Here is a 22,348-nt window from a genome sequence, read left to right as displayed (position 1 = left end):
TCAGTGCAGATTGGGCTGGGCGCCGGCGCCCTTTTCGTCGATCAGGCGCCCGGTGACGAAGCGATCGAGCCGATAGGCGCTCGCGACCGGGTGCGGCTCTCCCGTCGCGATCAGATGCGCGAAGCAGAAGCCGGAGGCCGGCGTCGCCTTGAAGCCGCCATAGCACCAGCCGGAATTGAGATAGAGCCCCTCGATCGGCGTCAGGTCGATGATCGGCGAGCCGTCCATCGACATGTCCATCACGCCGCCCCAATGGCGCAGCATCCGCACCCGGCCGAGCCCCGGCCAGAGCGCCATGGCCGATTCCATCACGTCCTCGATCACCGGCAGATTGCCGCGCTGGGCGTAGGAATTGTAGCCGTCGATGTCGCCGCCGAAGACGAGCCCGCCCTTGTCCGACTGGCTGATATAAAAGTGGCCGGCGCCGAAGGTGACGACGCCGTCGATGAGGGGCTTGAGGCCCTCCGAGACGAAGGCCTGGAGCACATGGGTCTCGATCGGCAGGCGCAGGCCCGCCATCGCGGCCACCCGCGACGAATTGCCGGCGACGGCCATGGCGATCTTCTTCGCCCGGATCGGTCCCCGCGATGTCTCGACGCCGACGGCCCGCCCGCCGGCCATGGTGATGCCGGTGACCTCGCAGTTCTGGATCATGTCGACGCCGCGGCTGTCGGCGGCCCGTGCATAGCCCCAGGCGACGGCGTCATGCCGGGCCGAACCGCCGCGGCGCTGCAGGAGCCCGCCCCGGATCGGGAAGCGGGCGTTGTCGTAGTCGAGATAGGGCAGCATCGCCCTTACCTGCTCGCTGCCGAGCAGTTCGGCATCGACCCCGGCGAGCCGCATCGCATTGCCGCGCCGGGCGAAGGCATCCCGCTGCGCGTCGGAATGAAAGAGGTTCAGGACACCGCGCTGGCTGACCATGGCGTTGTAGTTCAGGTCCTGCTCCAGCCCTTCCCAAAGCTTCATCGAGAGCTCGTAGAAGGGCGTGTTGCCGGGCAGCAGGTAATTCGAGCGGATGATCGTGGTGTTGCGGCCGACATTGCCGGAGCCGAGATAGCCCTTCTCCAGCACCGCGACATTGGTGATGCCGTGCCGGCTGGCGAGGTAATGCGCCGTCGCCAGGCCATGCCCGCCGCCGCCGATGATGACGACGTCGTATTCGTGCTTGGGCGCGGGATCGCGCCAGGCCGGGGTCCAGCCCTTGTGACCCTGAAGGGCCTGGGCGAGCAGCGAGAAGACGGAATAGCGCATCGAGGGGTCCGGGCGGTCTTGTCATCCGGAGATTGACCGACATAGGCTCCGCGACATGCTCGATAGCGACATCCGATTGCCCGTTAGCGACGACAGCGCACCGACCCATGTCGGCTTCCTGCTGATCCCGGATTTCGCGCTGCTGCCCTATGCCTCGGCGATCGAGCCGTTGCGTGCGGCCAACCGGCTCTCCGGCCATTCGCTCTACCGCTGGAGCCACATCTCGATCGACGGAACGCCCGCCCCGGCCTCGAACGGCGTCGCCATCGCACCGGACGCCAATATCGGTGCCGAGCTTCGGCTCGACTATCTTTTCGTCTGCGCCGGAGGAAATCCGGCGCTCTTCCATCATCAGCCGACCTTCTCCTGGCTCCGGCAGCAGGCTAGGCGCGGCGTGCGGATCGGCGGCGTTTCGGGGGGGCCCTATCTGCTGGCGCGGGCCAATCTGCTGAGCGGCTACCGGTTCACCATCCACTGGGAGCACGCGGCCGCGTTCCTGGAAGAATACCCCGACCTCGATCTGCGCCGCTCGCTTTACGAAATCGACCGCGACCGGCTGACCTGCAGCGGCGGCACCGCCCCGCTCGACATGATGCATGCCGTGATCGCCCGCGAGCATGGCAGCGACCTCGCTTTGGCCGTCAGCGAATGGTTCCTGCAAACCCAGGTCCGGGAGGGCGCAGACCCCCAGCGCATGAAGCTGCGCGAGCGGCTCGGCATCGCGCATGCTCCGCTGCTGCGGGTCATCGGCCGCATGGAGCAGACGATCGAGAATCCCGAGCCCCGCGAAGCCCTCGCCCGGCTCGCCAATGTCTCGCTGCGCCAGCTCGAGCGCCTGTTCCGGCAACATCTCGGCCGTTCTCTCGGCGAGCACTACCTGGGGCTGCGCCTCGACCGCGCGCGCGACCTGCTGCGGCAGACCAGCCTTTCCGTCCTGGAAATCGCGCTCGCCTGCGGCTTCGCCAGCGCCAGCCATTTCTCCCGCAGCTATAGCGGGCGCTTCGGCTATCCGCCGCGATCCGAGAGACTGCCGCAGCACCCCATCGCTCGACGCTGAATGTCAAGAAAGCGTCGCATGGGGTCAATTCCACGCGTCGATCCACCGGAAGTCTAGGGCTTCAAAAAAAGACAGGGGATCGCGACCGATGAAACGTTTGACCGCTCTGGCGCTCGCTGTAGCCGCCACGCTCGCCGCCATGCCCGCCCTCGCGCAGGACACGCTCGCCAAGATCAAGGAGAAGGGCGTCCTCACCGTCGGCGTCAAGAACGACTACAAGCCCTGGGGCTTCCTCGATCCGTCGGGCAAGATCGTCGGCCTCGAGATCGATCTCGCGCAGGAGGTGGCGGACAAGCTCGGCGTCAAGCTCGAGATGGTCCCCGTCATCGCCGCCAACCGCATCGAGTTCCTGCGCCAGGGCCGCATCGACATGATCCTGGCGACGCTCGGCGACACGGCCGAGCGACGCAAGCAGATCGGCATGATCGAGCCGAACTATTATGCCGGCGCCACCAATGTGCTCGCGCCCAAGAGCGCGGGGCTGAAGAAGTGGGAAGACCTCAAGGGCCGCAAGGTCTGCGCCGTGCAGGGCGCCTATTACAACCGCCGGGTCTCGCAGATGTATTCCCCGGACCTCGTCGTGTTCCCCTCGGTGCCGGACGGGCTCAACGCCCTGCAGGGCAATAACTGTGTCGCCTTCCTCTTCGACGACACGCTGATCGTCTCGACGCTGTCGGGCGGCGATCCGAAATGGGCCAATTACGAGATGCCGCTGACCTCCGAGGACCCGCAGCTCTGGGCGATCGGCGTGCGGCTCGACGATCTCGAAGGCGGCTTCGGCAAGCTGCTCAAGGACATGTCGGTCGAGTGGCACAAGAGCGGCAAGCTGCTGGCGCTCGAGAGCAAATGGGGCATCAAGCAGAGCCCGTACCTGATCGAGACCAACAAGAAGCTGAAGGGCGGCGCGTAATCTCGGGGCGTCATTCTCGGGCTTGCGCCTGAGAATCTCATGACCAGAGGGCTCTGGTTTCCGAGATGGTCGGGTCAAGCCCGACCATGACGCACCAAGGCCGCCCGAGGTTTCGGACATGATCGCCGCCTTCTTCGAGCGCCTGAACGATGTTCATGGCCTCAATTTCTCGATCTTCTACGACGCTTTCGACCGCTCCCGCTTCCTGACCGGGCTGTGGACCACGAGCTATATCTGCGTCGTGTCCATCCTGGCCTCGCTCGCGATCGGACTTGTCGGTGTCTGGGTCGCCGGCAGCCATTCGCGGCTCGGTCGGCTTCTGGTGCGGGCTTACGTCCAGTTCTTCCGCAACACGCCGCCGCTGGTGCAGCTCTCCTTCTTCTACTTCGCCGTCGGCGGCCTGCTGCCCACCGTGTCGGACGGTTTCGGCGGGCAGTCCCCCTTCGTCAGCGGCACCGGCTGGGCGATCATCGCCTTCTCGCTCTTCGCCGGAGCGTTCAACGTCGAGATCTTCCGCGCCGGGATCGAAGCGGTGCCCGAGACCATGGTCGAGGCGGCAGAATCGCTCGGCTACACGCGCTTCCAGCTCTGGCGCCAGATCGTGCTGCCGCTGGCCTTCCGCATCTGCCTGCCGGCGCTGAACAACAACCTCGTCAACCTCGTGAAGACCACCACCCTCGCCTATGCGATCGGCGTGCCGGAACTGCTCTATGCGGCGTCGCAGATCTGGTCCGAGGTCTTCAACGTCCGTGAGATGATGAACGTGCTGCTGGTGACCTATGTGCTGCTGGTCGCCGTGCTGGTCTGGGTGATGCATCGCTGGGAGAAGGCCATGCGCATTCCCGGTTACATGCCATGAAGACCGGCGCCACCGACCTCCCCGTCCTGAAACCGTTTCGCGCAGTGCCGATCGCATCGAGCGGGCTCGCCGCGCCGGCGATCCTGAGCTTCGGTGTCGTCGCCAGCATCGCGCTGCTCTTCGCCGCCTCGCTGGCTGTCGCCCAGGCCACCGGGCCGGCAACCCGCGACGGGGCCTTCACCATCCTGCTGCGCTGGGCGCCGCTGATCTTCCAGGGCTTCCTGTTCAACCTGCTGATCAGCTTCCTCTCGATGGCGCTGGGCACGGCTGTCGGCGTGCTGTTCGGCATCGGGCAGGTCTCGCCTTCAGCGGCTCTGCGCAAGCCCGCCTGGGCCGCGACGCAGTTCTTCCGCAACGCGCCCTGGCTCGTCCTGCTGTTCTACGCGATGTTCCTGCTGCCCTTCGAGATCAGGCTCGGCCCGTTCACCATCGCCTTTCCGGCCTGGGTCAAGGCGATCATCGGGCTCGCGCTGCCGGTCGCGGCCAATGTCTCGGAGATCGTACGCGGCGGCATCCGCTCGATTCCCTCCGGCCAATGGGAATCGGCCGAGGCGCTCGCCTTCACGCGGCGTCAGACGATGTGGATGATCATCCTGCCGCAGGCCTTCAAGCGGATGATCCCGCCCTGGATGAACCTCTACGCCATCCTGACCATGGCCACGACACTGATCTCGGTCGTCGGCATCCAGGACGGGCTGACGGTGACGCGCGCCGCCCTCGTCGCCGAGAGCCGGCCCGATCTCATGCTGCCGATGTACCTGCTGCTTCTGCTGATGTTCTTCGCCTATTGCTACCCGATCGCCCGGCTCACCATGGCGATCGAGCGCCGCTTCAACGTGAAGGGATGACCATGGCTGCCAAGCATGAACTCGGCGAGCCGGTCGTCGTGGTCGAGGGCGTCGAAAAAGCCTTCGGCGCCTTCCCGGTGCTGAAGGACGTCAGCCTGACCATCCGCCGCGGTGAGACCGTCTGCATCATCGGCCCCTCGGGCTCGGGCAAGTCGACGCTGCTGCGCTGCATCAACGCGCTGGTGCCGATCAGCAAGGGTTCGATCACGGTCGCCGGCCGGCAGGTCAACGACCCCGCGCTCGACAAGCTGGCGCTGCGCCGCGATGTCGGCATCGTCTTCCAGCAGTACAATCTCTTCCCGCACAAGAGCGCGCTGCAGAACGTGATGATGGCGCCGGTCCATGTGCTGAAGCAGGACCGCGCCGAGGTCGAGGAGCGGGCCAGGCGCCTGCTCGCCAAGGTCGGCCTCTCGCATAAGCACGACGCCTATCCGGGCGAGCTCTCGGGCGGGCAGCAGCAGCGCGTCGCCATCGCCCGTTCGCTGGCGATGAACCCCAAGGTGATGCTGTTCGACGAGGTCACCGCCGCGCTCGACCCCGAGACCAAGAAGGAGGTGCTGGTCACCATCCGCGATCTCGCGGCGGAGGGCATGACCTGCATCCTCGTCACCCATGAGATGGGCTTCGCCCGCGAGGTCGCCGACCATGTCTATTTCACCGATGGCGGCGTGATCGTCGAGCACGCGCCGCCGGCCGAATTCTTCGGCGCGCCGCGCGAGACGCGCACCCGTGCCTTCCTTGAACAGGTTCTCTGACGCGCCATGCCGTCTCCGGGCGGGCCGATATCGCATTTTGGCCAGCCGCCACAGGCCATCGACTCAGGAATGAACGGCGTCATTCGAGAGGGGTACCCATGAACATCCCGGCCTCAGATCCCAAATCCGTCACCGGCAAGCCCCTGACCATCGACGCAAATGTCGATGTCCTCGTCGTCGGTGCCGGTCCGGCCGGCCTCGAAGCCGCGATCGGGGCGGCTGCGCGCGGGTTCGGCGTGCTGCTGGTCGACGAGAACCCCGTCCCGTTCAAGACGATGGGCGATGAGGTGCCGCTGCATTTCGGGCAGGGCATGGCAGCCAGCGCCCGCAATCGCAACGCCATGATGGAGGCATTCGTGGCCTCCGAACCGCGGATTGCGGAGGCTTTCGAGGCCGGCATCGATGTCCGCCTCGGCACCGCCTGCTGGGGGCTCTACGCTAATGGCCCGGCTCTCGGCTGGATGCCCGGCCTCGTCGCGGGCCTGGCCGATGAGGAGCGCAGCTTTCTCATCCAGGCGCGGCACGTCATCCTCGCCTGCGGCCGGCGCGACATGGGGCTCGGCTTCCCCGGCTGGGAGAAGCCGGGGGTGACGGGCGCCACCGCCGCGCTTGCTCTGGCCACGCGCTACGGCGCGCTCGGTCCGCGCAAGCTCGTCGTTCTTGGCTCGAGCACGGAAGCGCTGAGCACGGCGCTCGCCTTGCGGGAGGCTGGCGCCAGCATTGCGGCAGTCGTCGAGCAGGCCGCGGAGATCGTTGGCGACGCGGCGCTGCTGGCCAGCCTGCGCGAGGGCGGAACCGAGATTCTGACCCGCCATGTCGTGCGCGAGGCAGCCGGCCGCGACGGTGTCGAGGCGGCATTGCTCGCAAGGCTCGACGAGGCCGGAAAGCCTTCGGCCGAGGAACGCAGCCTCGCCTGCGACGGCATCGTGCTCGCCGTCGGCACGACCCCGGTCATTGACCTGCTCGATGCCGCTGGCGGCAAGGTCGCGTTCCAGCCCGAGCGTGGAGGCTATGCGCCGGTCCTCGATGCGAACCAGCGCACCAACATCGCGAATGTCCATGCGGTCGGCGACTGCGCCGGCATCTGGGCCGCGAAGACCCGCGACCGCGCGATCGCCGAGGCTGAAGCCGCCTGCGCCGTCGCGGCCCTCGACGCGGAGGCGATCACAGTAACAGCCTCGCAACCGCCGGCGCCGGAATACGATATCAGCGCCTATCGCCTGGCCTGGGTCCGTGCGAGCGTCGTCGAGGCCCGCGCGGAGTTTCATGTCTGCCAATGCGAGGAGGTGACGGCCCGCGAGATTCTCGAGGTCCGGCCGCCGCGTTATCTGGACTGGCAGAACGAGCGCCGCAATGACCGCTCCCTCGCGGCGCTGCTCGGCGACGGCCCGCCCAATCCCGACCAGGTCAAGCGCCTGACCCGCGCCGGCATGGGCCCCTGCCAGGGTCGCCGCTGCCGCGAGCAGGTCGCGGCGCTATTGGCGCTCGGCGCCGCGCAACCGCTCTCGGCGATCCCCCTTGCCGGCTACCGGGCTCCGACTCGCCCGATGCCGTTGTCCATGACGCTATCCGTCCCGGAAGCGCCCGAGCAGGCCGAGCATTGGGACACCTGGTTCGGCATGCATGCGCAGTGGCGACCGTTCTGGGAGGTGCCGGAACGCTACACCGTCGCGGGCAACGACGCGACCGGCCCCGTCGCGAGCGAGTGAGAGCCATGATGAACGAGATCAAGGGAGCTTCGGTCGTCATCGTCGGCGGCGGCGTCACCGGCCTCTCCGCCGGCTGGTGGCTGGCGCGCGATGGCGTCGATGTGCTGGTGCTGGAGAAGGGCCTGATCGGCTGGGAGGCTTCCGGCCGCAATGGCGGCGGCTGCTCGCACCACCACTCGCCGCTCTTTGCCGAGGAGCAGCGGCTCTGGCCGATCCTGGACGACATGCTCGGCTATCCCACGGAGTTCCGGGGCGAGCGCATCCGCCTCGCCTCCAGCGAACACCAGATGGCGCTTTACGGCCGCGCCTTGCGCAATGCCGAGCGGCAGGGCTTCCAATCCGAGGTGCTCGACGTCAGGCAGGCCAAGGAGATGGTGCCGCTGGCGGGCGACACCATCGTCGGCGGCTACCACTACAAATTCGGCGGCCATGCCAACCCGCACCGCACGCTGCAGGGCTATGCCTGGGCGATGCAGGATCATGGCGGGCGTCTCCTGCAGCACACCACCGTCACCGGCTTCCGCAGCGAAGGCGGGCGCGTGACCGCCGTCGAGACCGATCGCGGCGTCATCGGCTGCGACAGCCTCGTGCTCGCCGCCGGCCCGCAGACCGGGCGGCTCTCGGCGCTGCTCGGGCAGGAGGTGCCGGTGCAGTCGGCCCGCTGCGAGATGATCGTGACGGAGCCCTTGCCGCTGATGCCGCTCGGCGGCGTCGATGGCTGCGGCCTCTACGGGCGCCAGACCCTGCGTGGCAATCTCGCCTATGGCGGCGGCCCGCATGAATGGCTCGCACTGGCTGAGCAAGGCACGCCAGCGAAGCCGACCACGCCGCTGATGCTGCATATGGGCAAGCGCCTGGCCGAGCTTCTGCCCAAGGCGGCTCATGCCCGGATCATCCGTTCCTGGGCCGGTGTCATCGAGAACACGCCCGATGGCCGCCCCGTCATCGACCGGCTGGATTCGCAGGCGAATGTCGTGGTCGCGACATTGTCGAGCGTCGGGTTCGGCCTCTCACCGGCGAGCGGCCACGCGATCCGCGATCTGGTCGTCGACGGCGAATGCGGCTTCGCCGACATTTCGAGCTTCAAGCTGTCGCGCTTCGCCGCGCTGGAGCCCAACTGGCGCGAATTGCAGGGCTGGCAGGTGACGGCGGCAGCGGAAGTTCTGGCTGCGTGAGACAGTGCTCGCCGGCGACGTAGCCGGAGCCTCGAACGAGTGTCGGAAAGTTATCCCCGCCGGTCGTCATGAGAGCCTGCGGTCGTGGATGTCGTCGATCCTGTCGAGAGCGGCACGATGCTCGACGAGCAGTTCCTGAAGGGGCCCCATCGCCCTGAAGGCATGCAGGTCCTGCTCTTCCTCACCCTGTTGCTGCCAGGCCAGGATAGCGGCATCGGCCAGGGCGACCTGCTCCTCGGAAAGGCCGTCGCGGGTCGATTCGCCGCGCTCCAGCGCGAGGCGCTCACCGATCCGGCGGCGCAACTCCTGCTCATAGGCGACGATCGCTGCGAGCTCGTCCGTATAGCGAGCCATTGCGGGCCTCAATGCACCGTCGCGATGTCGTCCTCGTCGGGATCGATCAGCTTGGCCAGGCCGAGCTGGCGGACCCCGTCCATGAACTCGGCGAAGGCTTCGGCATCGGTGGCGAAGCTGTCCTGCCAGACCGTCGAGCCGCCCTCGGCATCGACCAGTTCGAGCGTCCAGCCCTCGGTCCCCTCGAGGCGATAGATCTCGACCTGCACGGTGATGCCATCATGCGTGATGGTCTGCGAGAGAGGCGAGCGGATGATCCCAGGAAAGTCGGCCATTCCTCAAAATAGCGCATCGTGATCGTCAGGAAACCCCCCAGCCTTGACGATGAACAACCATCCGCGCGCATTGCAGGACCTGTGTCGCTCAAAGCCGGATCGGTGACGTCCGGCACTGGACGCGAGCCGCGAAGCTGCGGGAGAATAATCACGCGGCTCGATGAAAAAACCGGGCACCGACGATGCCGGCGGTGCATGATCGTATCGTGCGGAACATGATCGTTCCGATGCAGGAAGCTATGGAGCCCCCCATGCCTGAGAATGCGACGCAGCAGGATCTGGATGCCCGGATCGCCATCGCCCGGCGCAACATTGCCGAATTGACCGAGCAGGCCACCGGCGCAGCCGGCGCTGCAGTGGAGGAAACCATCGCCAACCGGATCGCCGAGCAGCAGGATCTGCTCAACGAACTCCTGAAGCGACGCGAGGCTCTCGGGTAGAGCCTGCCTGCCGGCGCCGGTCCGCAGGCGCCGGCCTATTCCTCACTCCTCCTTGTCGCGCGAGGGCGCGGCCTCGTCGCTCTGCTCGAGCGGCTCGCCGGGAATCACATAGCTGCCCTTGAGCCAGCGGCCGAGGTCGATATCGGCGCAGCGCGGCGAGCAGAAGGGGCGATAGCGTTCCACTGCCGGCTTGCCGCAGATCGGGCACGGCCGTTCGGCCGGCGGCTTCTTCTCGGTTTCAGCCATATTTAAGCGTAATGCCTCCGTCGACGACGAGCTCGATGCCCGTGACATAGCGCGCCTCGTCGCTGGCAAGGAAGAGCGCGGCGTTGGCGACATCCCAGGCCTCGCCCATATGGCCCATCGGCACCTGCGCCGCGCGGGCAGCCCACATCGCCTCGATATCGCCGTCGCCATAGGCCTGCGCCAGCCCGGCGGAATGCTCGACCATCGGGGTCTTCATCAGCCCGGGCAGGATGGCGTTCACCCGGATTTTCTGTGGAGCATATTGCGCCGCCGTGGTGCGGGTGAGCTGGTTGAGGCCGGCCTTGGTGGTGGAATAGCTCGCATAGGGCACGCCGGTGTGGCGGATCGAGGCGATGGAGGAGATGTTGATGATCGAGCCGCCCTCGCCGGCCTCCTCGAACTGGCGCAGCATCACCGGAATCACATGCTTCATCGCCAGGAAGGCGCCGGTGAGGTTGACGCGGAAGACGCGCTCCCAGGTCTCCTCGGGCAGGTCGACGACGCTGCCGACCTCGGCGATGCCGACATTGTTGTCGAGGATGTCGATGCGGCCATAGCGGCCGAGCGCGCGGCCGACGAGATCGGCGACCTGGTCCGCCCTGGTGACGTCGGCCTGCACGGCGAAGGCCTGGCCGCCCTCGTTCTGGATGATGGCAGCGGTCTCCTCGGCGGCGTCGCGGTTGATGTCGGCGCAGATCACCTTGGCGCCCTCGCGGGCGAAAACCGTCGCGGTCGCCTTGCCGTTGCCCCAGCCCGGCCCGATCGACCCGGCCCCGGCCACGATCGCGACCTTGCCCCTGAGACGTCCCGTCATATGTGTTCCTCCTGGAGGCGCGCCTTGTGAGGCCGGCGCGCTTGCAGGGGCAGGATCAGGGGTTATGGGGCGGGGTGCAAGAGCGGGTCAGGGCTGAGCTGCGCGATGCATGGCAAGGAGCCCCTGGCGGCAGCTCGAGATGTCCCCGCGCCGCCACCTCAGCCTTGCTCTCAGCACGGGACCCGGCAATTCCATCCTATGAATGCCGGGCTCGGCCGCACAGCATCGCTCGGCGTTCAGACATTCGACGCGCGAGGAGCCGGACATATGCAGCACGACACCGTGGCGGGTTACGAGATTTCCACCGACGCCGGGCGGCTGGACATCGCTGTCATTCACCGGTTTCTCTCGGAAGAGAGCTACTGGGCGCGCGGCGTGCCGCGATCGACCGTCGAAAAAGCCGTCGCGAACTCGCTCTGCTTCGGAGTCTATGCCGGCGCGGCCCAGATCGGTCTCGCGCGGGTGGTGACGGACAAGGCGACCTTCGCGCTGCTTGCCGACGTGTTCATTCTCAAGGAGCATCGCGGCAAGGGGCTTTCCAAATGGCTGATGCAGAGCGTCATCGAGCACGATGATCTGCAGGGCTTGCGGCGCCTCCTGCTTCTCACCTCGGACGCCCACGGCCTGTATAGCCAGTTTGGATTTGGACCGCTCGGAGCCCCCTCGCGCTTCATGGAAATCCTCCGGGCGGATCTCTATCAGTCGCAATAGATGGGGCGGAGTCAGCGGCCTTGCCGCTCCGCGAACAGGCGGAGCGCGCCAGGCCCGAGCGCCGGTCGGGCATATATGCAGATAAGCTGTAAAATTTAGCTTTACAGTTTATCTGCATATATGGCATTCAGCCGCCATGGATATTTCCTCGGACGAGTCCAGCTTCGCACGCGCCTCCGCCCTGGCGGCCGAGCTTCGCGCCTTGGTGGGCAAGCTGAAACGCCGGCTGCGCGAGCAGGCGGGCGGCGGGGATCTGACGCCCTCCCAGGTGTCGGTGCTCCTTCGCCTGGAAAAGGAGGGGCAGGCCACCACGTCCAGCCTCGCGCGCGCCGAGGGCATGCGCCCGCAGTCCATGGCCACGGTCATCGCCGCGCTCGAAGCCGCGAAACTGGTCAGCGGCGCGCCGGACCCGGCCGATGGGCGACAGACCCTCCTGTCGCTCACGGAGACCTGCCGCCAATGGATTCAGGAGGGCCGCGCGGCGCGGCAGGATTGGCTGTCGCGAAGGCTCCAGGCGCGGCTTTCCCGCGACGAATTGGAAACCCTCGCCGCGGCGATCGGCCTGCTCAAACGGATCGCCGACGACTGAGGTCCGGCCCCGCCGAGATCACGCCTCTCAGGAGAACATCCCATGGCGCTGACGACCATCGACCCCAGGACCGCCCTGCTCGTCGTCGATTTGCAGAAGGGCATTGCCGGCTCCCCCCTCGCCCATTCCATCGTCGCGGTCGTGCGGCGGGCCCGGGCGCTGATCGACGCCTTCCGCGAGCGCGGCCTGCCGGTCGTGCTGATCAACGTCGCCGGCGGCGCGCCGGGCCGCACGGAGCAACCGCCGCGTCACAGCGGCGCGTTCAGCCAGGACTTCACCGACTTCATCCCCGAGCTCGGCCAGCAGCCCGACGACATCGTCGTGACCAAGCGAAGCTGGGGGGCCTTCGCCAGCACGGACCTCGAAAGGCGGCTGAAGGCGGCGGACGTCACCCAGGTCGTCGTTCTCGGCGTCGCCACCGGGACGGGCGTGGAGGCGACGGCGCGCCAGGCCTATGAGCAGGGGTTCAACGTCACCCTCGCCATCGACGCCATGACCGACATGCGCCCCGAGGCTCACGACTACAGCATCAAGAACGTCTTCCCGCGACTGGGGGAGACGGGAACCAGCCAGGAGATCATCGACCTCCTGCAAGAAAGGAGCGCATGACATGCCGTGGCTTCATCTCGCGCCCTATGTCTTCGGCGGGGCGTTCCTGGCCAATGCCGTTCCGCACCTCGTCAGCGGCATGATGGGCAAGCCGTTCCAGAGCCCCTTCGCCAAGCCGCCCGGGCAAGGCCTGTCCTCCTCGACCGTCAACGTGCTCTGGGGGTTCTTCAACCTCGCCGTCGGCTATCTTCTCGTTTGCCGTGTCGGCGCGTTCGACCTGCGTGACGCCTCGGACGCCGCGGCGCTGGGATTGGGCATGTTCCTGCTGGCCCTCCTGACGGCGCGGCTGTTCGGCCGCTTCAACGGTGGGAACACGCCAGAACGCTCATGAACGCCCTCGGGGCGGGCGTCTTCCGGTCTCTCCGGAGCCCCAATTACCGGCTCTGGGCCGGTGGCGCGCTCGTCTCGAATGTCGGGACGTGGATGCAGCGCATGGCCCAGGACTGGCTCGTGCTGACCCAGCTCACGCCGCACAGCGCCTCGGCCGTGGGCGTCGTGATGGCGCTCCAGTTCGGGCCGCAGCTTCTCCTCCTGCCCTGGACCGGCTTCGCCGCCGACCATTTCAACCAGCGCAAGCTGCTGATCGCGACCCAGGCGGCGATGGGCGCCCTGGCCCTGATCCTGGGAGGCCTGACGGTGGCCGGCGTCGTCCAGCTCTGGCAGGTCTATGCGCTCGCCTTTCTTCAGGGCTGCGCCGCCGCCTTCGACGCGCCGGTGCGCCAGACCTTCGTCGCCGAATTGGTCGGCGACGAGGACCTGCCCAACGCCGTCGCGCTCAACTCGACCTCTTTCAACGCCGCGCGCATGGTCGGGCCAGCGATCGCCGGCCTGACCATCGCCGCGGTCGGCACGGGCTGGGCCTTCCTGATCAACGGGGCCTCGTTCGTGGCGGTGCTGATCTCCCTCTTCCGGCTGCGCGTCTCCGAGCTGCGCCCCAATGCGCGGGCAGCGCGCGCCAAAGGGAGTTTTCTGGAAGGCTTCCGCTATGTCCGGGGCCGCCCGGACCTCAAGGCGATCCTGGTCATGCTGTTCCTGATCGGGACCTTCGGCCTGAACTTCCCGATCTTCATCTCGACCATGGCGGTCGGCGTCTTCCACGCCGATGCGCGCGCCTTCGGCCTGCTGTCGTCGATCATGGCGGTCGGCACGATGTCCGGCGCCCTGATCGCCGCCGGCCGCGACAGGATCGAGTTCGGCTCGCTCCTGCCGGCCGCCGGCGTCTTCGGGCTCGGCTGCACCCTCGCCGCCCTTGCGCCAAGCTACCGGCTCTTCGCCGGCGCGCTCGTCGTGATCGGCGTGGCCACCTTGACCCTCACCAGCGCGACCAACAGCCTGATGCAGCTCTCGACCGCGCCGTCCATGCGCGGGCGCGTGATGGCGCTTCGCATCGGCATCGCGCTCGGGGGCACGCCGATCGGCGCGCCAATCGTGGGATGGGTCGCCGATCATTTCGGCCCCCGCTGGGCGCTCGGCGTCGGGGCCGCGTCCGGCTTCGCCGCCGCCGCGGTGGCCGCCGGCTTCCTCCTCCGGCAATCCAATCGCGCCTGAGCCAACCCCAGGAGATGCGGCCGCCCTGCACGGATCTCTCGCGTGGGGCCAAATGGCCCTCTCAGGCCTCCAGATTCATCCAGCCGAAGCGGATCGGGAAGCCCTCGCCGCCCAACAGGTTCACCGTCTCGTAGAGCGGCAGGCCGACCACACCGGTATAGGAGCCGACGAGCTTGATGACGAAGGAGCCGGCAATGCCCTGGATGGCATAGCCGCCCGCCTTGCCGCGCCATTCGCCGGAGGCGAGATAATGCTCGATATCCTCGGTCGACAGACGCTTGAAGCGCAGCCGCGTCTCGACGATCCGGTCCCGAATCGCGCCCGAGGGCGTGACCAGCGCCACGCCAGTATAGACGCGGTGGGCACGGCCCGAGAGCAGGCGCAGGCAGGCGGCGGCCTCGTCGACGATCTCGGCCTTGGGCAGGATGCGCCGGCCGACGGCGACGACGGTGTCGGCCGCGACGATGTAGCAGCCTTCGAGGTCGGCGCGCGCCTTTGCGCCCTCCCGCGCGGCTTCCGCCTTCTCGCGGGCGAGGCGGCGGGCGAGATCGCGCGGGCGCTCGGACTTGTGGGGCGTCTCGTCAAGATCGGCCGGCAGCAGCGCATCAGGCTTAAGGCCGGCCTGTTCGAGCAAAGCGAGCCGCCGGGGCGAGGCCGAGGCCAGCACCAGCATCGGCCGCCAGCCAGGTTGTTTGGGCGGGGAAAAGAAACTCAAGGGCGGCTCGGCCACATTCCGGTTTGCAGGACGATCGGATGACGATGACGATCGGATGTCTCAGGCTTTAGAGTATTTCGGCGCGCTAATAAATCCGAAACCCTTGCGGCGATGCGCCGGCGGGTGGGTCGTCGTTTGCGCGCCATCCGCGATCTGCACAGATAACGGGCTGGACAGCTGGTATACCAGCCATTGCCAAGCGCCTCCGGCCGCGCCACACTACGCGCCCTTCATCGATGCTCCACCGCCTCTCGGCCCTATTCTCCGGAGTTCGCCTCATGCCAACATCGCGCAAGCCATTGCGCCCCGCCGCCCCGGCTGGGGTGGAGGCGCAGGCGCTCGCCACGCGCGTCCTGGCGATGCAGGCCGAGGCCGGGCTCACCATCGCCATGCGGATGCCGATCCTGATGAAGGGCGCTCTCGGCGATTCGTCGGGCCAGCGCGAGGCGACGAAGGCCGTGGTCGAGAAAGTGTCGGCGGTGGTGGAAAGCAGCTTCGCCGCGAGCTGCGCCGCCACGATGTTCTGGTGGGGCCTGGCGCTGAACCCGCTGGCGCAGATCGATCTGAGCGAGGCCGCCGCCAAGGTGGCGAACAGCACGCTCGAGCCTTTCGCCCGCCGCACCCGCGCCAACGCGGCCCGGCTGACCGGCCGGCGCCGTTAGAGCGATCAGCCTAGCAGATACTATCCGTCAGGCGGCGCTTTCCGGCGTCTCCTCCGGCAGGGTCGCTGACGCGGCATGCTCGCGCTCGAGCTTGCGGTAACGGGCGACGCTGAGCGGGATCAGCGCGAGATAGGCGACCACCACCAGCGTCAGCACCTCGAAGGTGTAGGCGAAGAGCAGCCCCGCGACCACCACGACCGCGACGAAGATCGGCAGCACCATGTCGCGCGGAATGCGCGCACCCAGCGTCTTGCCCGCATAGCAGGGGATGCGCGAGATCGTCAGGAAGGCGATGAAGAGGATGTAGAGCCCGACGAAAGGCGCTCCGTATTCCTGCACCGGAACGCCGATCGCCTGCAAATAGACCGGCAGCATGGCGGTGATGGCGCCGGCCGGGGCCGGCATGCCGACGAAGAAGTTCTTCTGCCAGTCGGGCCGGTTGGGATCGTCGATCATCACGTTGAAGCGCGCGAGCCTGAGCGCCATGGCGCAGGCCAGCGTCAGCACGATGATCCAGCCGAAGGATTTCAGGTCGTGCAGGACGAAGATCCACAGCACATAGCCAGTGGCGACGCCGAAATTCACGAAATCCGAGAGCGAATCGAGCTCGGCGCCGAAGCGGGAGGTGCCCTTGAGCATGCGCGCGAGACGGCCGTCGATGCCGTCGAGCGCCGCCGCGATCAGGATGCAGATCGTCGCGGTCTCGAGCTTGCCCTCGACCACGAGGCGCATCGCCGTCAGGCCGAGGCAAAGCGCCAGCAGCGTGACGAGGTTCGGCGCGATCAGCCGGAACGGGATCGATTTGAAACGCGCGCGCTTCGGCTCGAGGCGCTCGGGCTCGAAGGGAGGAAAGAGGTCGCTCATGCGAGCCGAAATACGCGGTTTTGCAGGCGGAAGCTAGGCGGGGAGATAACGGCATCGGCGGCGTCATGCTCGGGCTCGACCCGAGCATCTCGAACCGACGGGGCTCTGGAGTCTCCGATCCCTTACCGTCCCGAGATTCCCGGGTTCCCCTGCGGGCGCCCGAGAATGACGCGGTTCACCGCCGGTCAGATTCCGCGGAACGTCCGCAGGATGGCCTCGTTGCCGGCAAGATCGGCCAGCACGGTCTCGCCGGCGATCGCCGTCTGCCCCTCGCCGACCAGCGGCACGACATGGGCAGGCAGATAGACGTCGACGCGCGAGCCGAAGCGGATGAGGCCGAAGCGCTCGCCGGTCGCCAGCACGTCGCCTTCCTTGACGAAGGGCACGATCCGCCGCGCGATCAATCCGGCGATCTGGACGACGGCGATGGTACCGGCCTGCGTCTCGATCGCCAGCGCGTTGCGCTCGTTGTCATCGCTCGCCTTGTCGAGCTCGGCGTTCAGGAAGAGGCCGGGCGTATAGGCCATCTTCAGGAGGCGGCCGGGCACGGGGCTGCGATTCACATGGCAGTCGAAGACGTTCATGAAGATCGAGACGCGGGTCATCGGCTCGGCCGGCAGGTCGAGTTCCGGCGGCGGCAGGGCCGTGGCGATCTGGCTGACGCGGCCGTCGGCCGGCGAAATCACCAGCCCTTCCCGCTGCGGCGTGATGCGGACGGGATCGCGGAAGAAATAGCAGATCCAGACGGTGATGATCGCGCCGATCCAGCCGAAGGGCGACCAGAGATTGGCGAGGATGATGGTCGCCACCAGCCCGATCGCGATGAAGACATAGCCCTCCTTGTGGATGGGCACGATCACCTTGCGGACGGAATCGACGAGGGACATGGAGAGTTCCGCTGTTCTTGGCGGCGCGAGGCACGCGGGAATGGGCTTGCCGCAGCGCTGGGAAGCCAGCGCGGGCGCTGCGCTGATTTAGGGCCTTCCCGCCGCGAGGGAAAGAGCGGAAGGCCGCGGCGCTCCGGCGCGGGCCCCTTCATCCCCGGAAAGACGAAATGCCGGGCGGCCCGGCATTCAATGCGCGGGGTGCCAGACCTGATTGAAGCGCCGCGCCGCCTGCCAGGTCAGCCAGGCGAAGACGACGAGCAGGATGCCCTGCGCGATGGCGAAGGGCGGCTCGGAGCCGGTCGGAGCGAGCGCATGCAGCGCCGGCAGCTTGAGGAAGAGCTGAGCGACCAGGACGAACATCAGAAGATAGAAGGCGAGCACGGCCGTGATCGCATAGATCCGCCGCCACGCTCCTTCGAGCATCTTCGCGTAAAGCGCGACGCCCGCCACGACGATCAGCACCAGCGAGATCGCGCCGACGATATGCGACGGGAGGATGCCGCTGACCGGAAAGGCGAAGCCCGTCGCGCTCGTGGCAAAGGCGGTCGAGAGGAAGATTCCGGTCCAGCCGGGCTTGGTGTGGCCCTTCAACAACCCCGCCGTCACCGGGAAGCCGGCGACGATGGCGATCAGGCTCAACCAGGTATGAAAGCCAACCAGTGTCGTCGGATCGAACATGACAGCCCCCAAGCCGCTCGATGCTGCTTCCCGAGGCGCATCATGACCGAAACCGGCCCGCGACGCCACTCCGCGCCGATGTCATCGGGGCCGATCGAAAGGCGAGCCTGCCGCGCCGGGCAGGCCCACGCCGTCACTGCGCCAGCGTGACCCTGACGCTCTCGCCTTCTTCCTGCGTCGCGCGTTGGAGGGTCGCCTTGGCCTCGTCGACCTCGCGCTGGCGGTTCCACATCGCAGCATAGACGCCGTCCGCCGCGAGCAGGTCGCGGTGATGGCCGCGCTCGACGATGACGCCCTTGTCGAGCACGATGATCTCGTCCGCATTGACCACCGTGGAGAGCCGGTGCGCGATGACCAGCGTGGTGCGCCCCTCGCTCACCCGGTCGAGCGCGTCCTGGATCTCCTTCTCGGTGAAGGAATCGAGCGCCGAGGTCGCCTCGTCGAGGACGAGCACCGGCGGTCCCTTCAGGATGGTGCGGGCGATGGCGACGCGCTGCTTCTCGCCGCCGGAGAGCTTGAGGCCGCGCTCGCCGACGGAGGTGGCGTACCCCTCCGGCAAGGTGCGGATGAAGCGGTCGATCTGGGCGAGGCGGGCAGCGTCCTCGACCTCCTCCATCGTCGCCTCGGGGCGGCCGTAGCGGATGTTGTATTCGATGGTGTCGTTGAACAGAACCGTGTCCTGCGGGACCATGCCGATGGCGGCGCGCAGGCTCACCTGCTGGATATCGGCGATCGGCTGGCCGTCGATGAGGATGCGGCCTTTCTGCGGCTCGTAGAACCGGAAGAGCAGCCGCGAGATCGTCGATTTGCCGGCGCCGGAGGGGCCGACGATGGCGACGGTGCGGCCGGGCGGAACCTTGAAGGAAATGCCGCGCAGGATCGGCCGCTCCGGCACATAGGCGAAATGCACGTTGTCGAAGACGACCTCGCCGGCCGGCACCTGCAACGGCAGCGCGCCCGGCTTGTCCTGAATTTCCGGATCGCGGCCGATGAGGGAGAACATCTCGGCGATGTCGAGCGTCGCCTGCTTGATCTCGCGATAGACGGTGCCCATGAAGTTCAGCGGCAGATAGAGCTGGATCAGCATGGAGTTGATCAGCACGAGATCGCCGACCGTGTTGGTGCCAGCCTGGAAGCCGCGCACCGCCATCAGCATCGACAGCGTCAGCCCGACGGCGAAGATCGTGGCCTGGCCGAAATTCAGCAAGGCGAGCGAGGTGTAAGACTTGATCGAGTTGCGCTCATAGCGCGCCATCGCCACGTCGTAGCGCGCCGTCTCGCGGGCCTCGGCACCGAAATACTTCACCGTTTCGTAGTTGAGCAGCGAGTCGATCGCCTTGGAATTGGCGTCGGTGTCGGATTCGTTCATCGCCGAGCGGATGGCGATACGCCACTCGGTCGCCTTGATGGTGTAGGTCATGTAGGCGACGACCATCGTGACGAGCACCGCGACATAGCGCCAGTCGAACAGCGCGAGCAGCACGGCGATGATCAGCGCGACCTCGACGATGACCGGCACGAGCTGGTTGAGGCCGAGCCGGACCATCTCCTCGATGCCGTTGCGGCCCCGTTCCAGCACGCGCGTCAGCCCGCCCGTCTTGCGCTCGAGATGGAAGCGCAGCGAGAGATAATGCAGGTGCCCGAAGGTCTGGAGCGCCAGCGTGCGCACCGCATGCATGAAGACCGGGGCGAAGATCGCGTCGCGCATCTGCACGAAGGCCGAGGAGCCGACCCGCGCCAGACCGTAGAGCACCGTTAGCGCCAGCGGCGCGCCGACGAGCCAGGGCAGCCAGTTCTCGACGCTGGAATGGGTCTGGGCCAGCGCGTCGGTGATCCATTTGAAGCTGAAGGGCACGCCCATCAGGATCAGGCGCCCGATCAGCATCAGCCCGAAGGCCGCGACGACGCGCCCTCGCAGATCGGCTCTTTCCGCCGGCCAGAGATAGGGCCAGAGCGCACGGAAGGTGGCGATGAAGCCGGAGCCCGGCTTGATGACGACGGAACGAGCGAGGCTCGGCACCGGGGACGGCGCTGCGGGCACGGACATTTTCGAGCGATTCCAGTTTATGCGGCCCATATAGGCGCAATTCCGCGTCCATGCATGCGGCTTGTTGCAAGGGGGGCATTGCGCCTGGAGGCTGTTGCGAAACAGCAGAAGCGAGGCGCCCGCGTAAACTGGCGCCCCGGAGTTGCCTTGTTCTCGTCGAACGGAGAATGTCTCCTCGCGAAAGAGCGCTCAACGCTCTCGAATGGGGAGACATGACCATGGTATTCCGCAATCTTGCAGTGATCGGGCTGGGTTTAGGGGCTGCTCTCGGCCTCGCCCTGCCGGCCGCGGCGCAGGCCACGCGGCCTCATCCGCAGATCACCATCACCAATCAGCGCACGGTGCCCTTGAGCAATTTCGCGATCGCGACGGCGGGCGACCAGCCCCGACTCGTGGCGAAGCTCGCCAAGCCGCTCGCTCCCGGCAAGAGCGTCGCACTCAAGCTCAACAAGCCGCAGGGCTGCAGCTATACGGTGCAGGCGCAGTTCGACGACGAGGCCACGAGCGACGCTGACATGGATCTGTGCAAGGACCGCGTGATCCGTCTGACGGAGTGACCTCCCGGGAACCGTCATTCTCGGGCGAAGCGAAGCACAGACCCGAGAATCTCCGGACGATGAGGTTCTAGAGCCTCCTCTGGCAAGAGATGCTCGGGTCAGGCCCGAGCATGACGGGCGTGGGCTTTCACGCCGTCGCGCCGGCCCTGACCAGCTTGTAGGTGATCGAATCCACCAGCGCCTGGAACGAGGCGTCGATGATGTTCGCGCTGACGCCGACCGTGGTCCAGCGCTCGCCGGTTTCGTCGCCGGATTCGATCAGCACACGGGTGACGGCGTCCGTGCCGCCCTGGAAGACGCGGACCTTGTAATCCACCAGCCTGAGGCCGCCGATCAGCGACTGGTAGCGGCCGAGATCCTTGCGCAGCGCGAGATCGAGCGCGTTGACCGGTCCGAGCACGCTTTCGGCGACCGAGATCAGCACGTCGTCGCCGACCTTCACCTTGACGATCGCCTCGGAGAAGGTGACGAGCTCGCCCAGCGCGTTGTAGCGGCGCTCGACATTGGCCGTGAAGCGCTCGATCTCGAAATAGGCCGGAAGCTCGCCCAGAATGCGCTTGGCGAGCAGGAAGAAGGAGGCGTCGGCGCCCTCGAAGGCATAGCCCTGCGCCTCCTTGTCCTTGACCTCCTGCAGCACGCGATTGAGCCGGGGATCGTCGCGGCCGAGCGTCAGGCCGATCCGTTCCAGCTCCGCCACGAGGTTCGACTTGCCGCCCTGATCCGAGATCAGCACCTTGCGGGTGTTGCCGACCGCCTCGGGCAGGACATGCTCATAGGTGCGCGGATCCTTCAGCACGGCGGAGGCGTGGATGCCGGCCTTGGTGGCGAAGGCCGAGGCGCCGACGAAGGGCGCGTGGCGGTTCGGCGCGCGGTTCAGCATCTCGTCGAGGGCGCGCGAGACATGGGCGAGATCGGCGAGCTGGCTCTCGTCGACGCCGAGCGCGAAGCGCTCGCGATAGCGCTCCTTCAGCTTCAGCGCGCCGATCAGCGTGACGAGATTGGCATTGCCGCAGCGCTCGCCCAGCCCGTTCAGCGTGCCCTGGATCTGGCGCACTCCGGCCTCGACCGCCGCCAGCGAATTGGCGACGGCACAGCCGCAATCGTCATGAGCATGGATGCCGAGATGGTCGCCCGGCACGACCTTGGCGACCTCGCGCACGATAGCCCCGATCTCGTCGGGCAGCGTGCCGCCATTGGTGTCGCAGAGCACGACCCAACGGGCACCGGCCTCATAGGCCGCGCGGGCGCAGGCGAGCGCATAATCGGGGTTGGCCTTGTAGCCGTCGAAGAAATGCTCGCAATCGAGCATCACCTCGCGGCCAGCGGCCCTCGCCGCCTCGACGCTCTCGCGGATACCGGCAAGGTTGTCCTCCAGCGAAATCTCGAGCGCGACATGGACATGGTAGTCCCAGGCCTTGGCGACGAAAACGATCGCGTCGGCCTTCGCCGCCAGCAGCGCGGCGATGCCGGGATCGTTGGCGGCCGAGCGCCCTGCCCGCTTGGTCATGCCGAAGGCGGCGAATTTCGCCTGCTTCGTCGCCTTCTCCTCGAAGAAGGCGGTGTCGAGCGGGTTGGCGCCGGGATAGCCGCCCTCGACGTAATCGACGCCGAGCCGGTCGAGCAGGGCGGCGACGGCGCGCTTGTCGTCGAGCGAGAAGTCGACGCCGGTGGTCTGCGCGCCGTCGCGCAGCGTCGTGTCGAAGAGATGGATGCGGCAGCGTTCGGTGATCTGGCTCATCGCCCGCGCCTCAGCTTGAAGCGAACGACGCGCGGCACGACCATGGCCAG

General features: G+C 67.2%; 26 protein-coding genes. 15 read left to right on the top strand and 11 right to left on the bottom strand.

Annotation, left to right across the window (positions count from 1 at the left end):
• The gene (locus GY40_RS11265; RefSeq protein ID WP_038361886.1) at positions 1-1,251 is read right to left on the bottom strand and encodes a sarcosine oxidase subunit beta family protein; all 1,251 of its coding nucleotides are present in this window, start codon (positions 1,249-1,251) and stop codon (positions 1-3) included.
• A 55-nt stretch (positions 1,252-1,306) separates the two neighbouring features.
• Between GY40_RS11265 and GY40_RS11260 the strand changes: the two genes are divergently transcribed.
• The 7 genes from GY40_RS11260 (at position 1,307) to GY40_RS11230 (ending at position 8,564) form a co-directional block, all read left to right on the top strand.
• Complete coding sequence (locus GY40_RS11260) at positions 1,307-2,308, top strand: GlxA family transcriptional regulator (RefSeq protein ID WP_112764102.1); 1,002 nt, start codon at positions 1,307-1,309, stop codon at positions 2,306-2,308.
• A gap of 88 nt (positions 2,309-2,396) precedes the next feature.
• On the top strand, positions 2,397-3,218 hold the full coding sequence (locus GY40_RS11255) for a transporter substrate-binding domain-containing protein (protein ID WP_038361883.1): 822 nt from the start codon (positions 2,397-2,399) through the stop codon (positions 3,216-3,218).
• 118 nt (positions 3,219-3,336) lie between these two features.
• On the top strand, positions 3,337-4,077 hold the full coding sequence (locus GY40_RS11250) for an amino acid ABC transporter permease (protein ID WP_038361881.1): 741 nt from the start codon (positions 3,337-3,339) through the stop codon (positions 4,075-4,077).
• Positions 4,074-4,925 carry an amino acid ABC transporter permease gene (locus GY40_RS11245; RefSeq protein WP_038361878.1) on the top strand — a complete coding sequence of 284 codons (852 nt, stop codon included), beginning with the start codon at positions 4,074-4,076 and terminating at the stop codon, positions 4,923-4,925. Before GY40_RS11250 ends, GY40_RS11245 begins: the two co-directional genes overlap by 4 nt.
• Before the next feature lie 2 nt (positions 4,926-4,927).
• On the top strand, positions 4,928-5,680 hold the full coding sequence (locus tag GY40_RS11240) for an amino acid ABC transporter ATP-binding protein (protein WP_038361875.1): 753 nt from the start codon (positions 4,928-4,930) through the stop codon (positions 5,678-5,680).
• 98 nt (positions 5,681-5,778) lie between these two features.
• On the top strand, positions 5,779-7,389 hold the full coding sequence (locus GY40_RS11235) for an FAD-dependent oxidoreductase (protein ID WP_038361872.1): 1,611 nt from the start codon (positions 5,779-5,781) through the stop codon (positions 7,387-7,389).
• Positions 7,390-7,397: 8 nt separating this feature from the next.
• On the top strand, positions 7,398-8,564 hold the full coding sequence (locus GY40_RS11230; RefSeq protein ID WP_156115923.1) for an NAD(P)/FAD-dependent oxidoreductase: 1,167 nt from the start codon (positions 7,398-7,400) through the stop codon (positions 8,562-8,564).
• 66 nt (positions 8,565-8,630) lie between these two features.
• Here GY40_RS11230 and GY40_RS11225 read toward each other — a convergent pair whose 3' ends face one another.
• Both GY40_RS11225 and GY40_RS11220 read right to left on the bottom strand, forming a co-directional pair.
• Positions 8,631-8,918 carry a hypothetical protein gene (locus GY40_RS11225; protein WP_038361867.1) on the bottom strand — a complete coding sequence of 96 codons (288 nt, stop codon included), beginning with the start codon at positions 8,916-8,918 and terminating at the stop codon, positions 8,631-8,633.
• Positions 8,919-8,926: 8 nt separating this feature from the next.
• Entirely contained in the window at positions 8,927-9,193 is a 267-nt protein-coding gene (locus GY40_RS11220) for a hypothetical protein (RefSeq protein WP_038361865.1), read from the bottom strand.
• A 251-nt stretch (positions 9,194-9,444) separates the two neighbouring features.
• Between GY40_RS11220 and GY40_RS11215 the strand changes: the two genes are divergently transcribed.
• The gene (locus GY40_RS11215; protein WP_038362563.1) at positions 9,445-9,633 is read left to right on the top strand and encodes a hypothetical protein; all 189 of its coding nucleotides are present in this window, start codon (positions 9,445-9,447) and stop codon (positions 9,631-9,633) included.
• A 42-nt stretch (positions 9,634-9,675) separates the two neighbouring features.
• Here GY40_RS11215 and yacG read toward each other — a convergent pair whose 3' ends face one another.
• Both yacG and GY40_RS11205 read right to left on the bottom strand, forming a co-directional pair.
• Positions 9,676-9,879, bottom strand: a complete 204-nt coding sequence (yacG, locus tag GY40_RS11210; RefSeq protein WP_038361863.1) for a DNA gyrase inhibitor YacG — start codon at positions 9,877-9,879, stop codon at positions 9,676-9,678.
• Positions 9,872-10,693: an SDR family NAD(P)-dependent oxidoreductase gene (locus GY40_RS11205; protein WP_038361860.1), complete on the bottom strand. Its 822-nt coding sequence runs from the start codon at positions 10,691-10,693 to the stop codon at positions 9,872-9,874. The genes yacG and GY40_RS11205 overlap by 8 nt, the downstream gene beginning before the upstream one ends.
• Before the next feature lie 267 nt (positions 10,694-10,960).
• On the opposite strand from GY40_RS11205, the gene GY40_RS11200 reads away from it, so the two are divergent.
• The 5 genes from GY40_RS11200 (at position 10,961) to GY40_RS11180 (ending at position 14,150) form a co-directional block, all read left to right on the top strand.
• Entirely contained in the window at positions 10,961-11,404 is a 444-nt protein-coding gene (locus GY40_RS11200; protein WP_038361857.1) for a GNAT family N-acetyltransferase, read from the top strand.
• Positions 11,405-11,540: 136 nt separating this feature from the next.
• Positions 11,541-11,993 carry a MarR family winged helix-turn-helix transcriptional regulator gene (locus tag GY40_RS11195; RefSeq protein WP_038361855.1) on the top strand — a complete coding sequence of 151 codons (453 nt, stop codon included), beginning with the start codon at positions 11,541-11,543 and terminating at the stop codon, positions 11,991-11,993.
• A 42-nt stretch (positions 11,994-12,035) separates the two neighbouring features.
• Complete coding sequence (locus GY40_RS11190; protein WP_038361852.1) at positions 12,036-12,602, top strand: isochorismatase family protein; 567 nt, start codon at positions 12,036-12,038, stop codon at positions 12,600-12,602.
• A 1-nt stretch (position 12,603) separates the two neighbouring features.
• Entirely contained in the window at positions 12,604-12,933 is a 330-nt protein-coding gene (locus GY40_RS11185; RefSeq protein WP_038361849.1) for a hypothetical protein, read from the top strand.
• Positions 12,930-14,150: an MFS transporter gene (locus GY40_RS11180; protein ID WP_038361847.1), complete on the top strand. Its 1,221-nt coding sequence runs from the start codon at positions 12,930-12,932 to the stop codon at positions 14,148-14,150. Before GY40_RS11185 ends, GY40_RS11180 begins: the two co-directional genes overlap by 4 nt.
• A gap of 61 nt (positions 14,151-14,211) precedes the next feature.
• Here GY40_RS11180 and GY40_RS11175 read toward each other — a convergent pair whose 3' ends face one another.
• Positions 14,212-14,823, bottom strand: a complete 612-nt coding sequence (locus GY40_RS11175) for a Maf-like protein (protein ID WP_038361844.1) — start codon at positions 14,821-14,823, stop codon at positions 14,212-14,214.
• 320 nt (positions 14,824-15,143) lie between these two features.
• On the opposite strand from GY40_RS11175, the gene GY40_RS11170 reads away from it, so the two are divergent.
• Positions 15,144-15,527 (top strand): hypothetical protein, encoded by a 384-nt coding sequence (locus tag GY40_RS11170; RefSeq protein ID WP_133561682.1) that lies wholly within the window; start codon positions 15,144-15,146, stop codon positions 15,525-15,527.
• Between the two features lie 27 nt (positions 15,528-15,554).
• Here the strand turns inward: GY40_RS11170 and GY40_RS11165 are convergent, their stop codons facing one another.
• The 4 genes from GY40_RS11165 to GY40_RS11150 form a co-directional block, all read right to left on the bottom strand.
• Positions 15,555-16,391, bottom strand: a complete 837-nt coding sequence (locus GY40_RS11165; protein ID WP_038361838.1) for a CDP-alcohol phosphatidyltransferase family protein — start codon at positions 16,389-16,391, stop codon at positions 15,555-15,557.
• A gap of 185 nt (positions 16,392-16,576) precedes the next feature.
• Positions 16,577-17,278: a phosphatidylserine decarboxylase gene (locus GY40_RS11160; RefSeq protein ID WP_038361836.1), complete on the bottom strand. Its 702-nt coding sequence runs from the start codon at positions 17,276-17,278 to the stop codon at positions 16,577-16,579.
• Between the two features lie 186 nt (positions 17,279-17,464).
• Positions 17,465-17,956 carry a hypothetical protein gene (locus GY40_RS11155; RefSeq protein ID WP_038361833.1) on the bottom strand — a complete coding sequence of 164 codons (492 nt, stop codon included), beginning with the start codon at positions 17,954-17,956 and terminating at the stop codon, positions 17,465-17,467.
• Positions 17,957-18,089: 133 nt separating this feature from the next.
• Positions 18,090-20,003 (bottom strand): ABCB family ABC transporter ATP-binding protein/permease, encoded by a 1,914-nt coding sequence (locus GY40_RS11150; protein WP_051987763.1) that lies wholly within the window; start codon positions 20,001-20,003, stop codon positions 18,090-18,092.
• Positions 20,004-20,215: 212 nt separating this feature from the next.
• On the opposite strand from GY40_RS11150, the gene GY40_RS11145 reads away from it, so the two are divergent.
• Positions 20,216-20,560 (top strand): hypothetical protein, encoded by a 345-nt coding sequence (locus GY40_RS11145; protein WP_112764095.1) that lies wholly within the window; start codon positions 20,216-20,218, stop codon positions 20,558-20,560.
• 127 nt (positions 20,561-20,687) lie between these two features.
• Here the strand turns inward: GY40_RS11145 and cimA are convergent, their stop codons facing one another.
• Positions 20,688-22,298 (bottom strand): citramalate synthase, encoded by a 1,611-nt coding sequence (cimA, locus tag GY40_RS11140; RefSeq protein ID WP_038361825.1) that lies wholly within the window; start codon positions 22,296-22,298, stop codon positions 20,688-20,690.
• Positions 22,299-22,348: the final 50 nt, after the last annotated feature.

The sequence above is a fragment of the Allobosea sp. UNC402CLCol genome, from assembly GCF_000745475.1.
Taxonomy (GTDB): Bacteria; Pseudomonadota; Alphaproteobacteria; order Rhizobiales; family Beijerinckiaceae; genus Allobosea; species Allobosea spartocytisi.
This window is presented reverse-complemented; position numbering and strand designations above follow the sequence as displayed.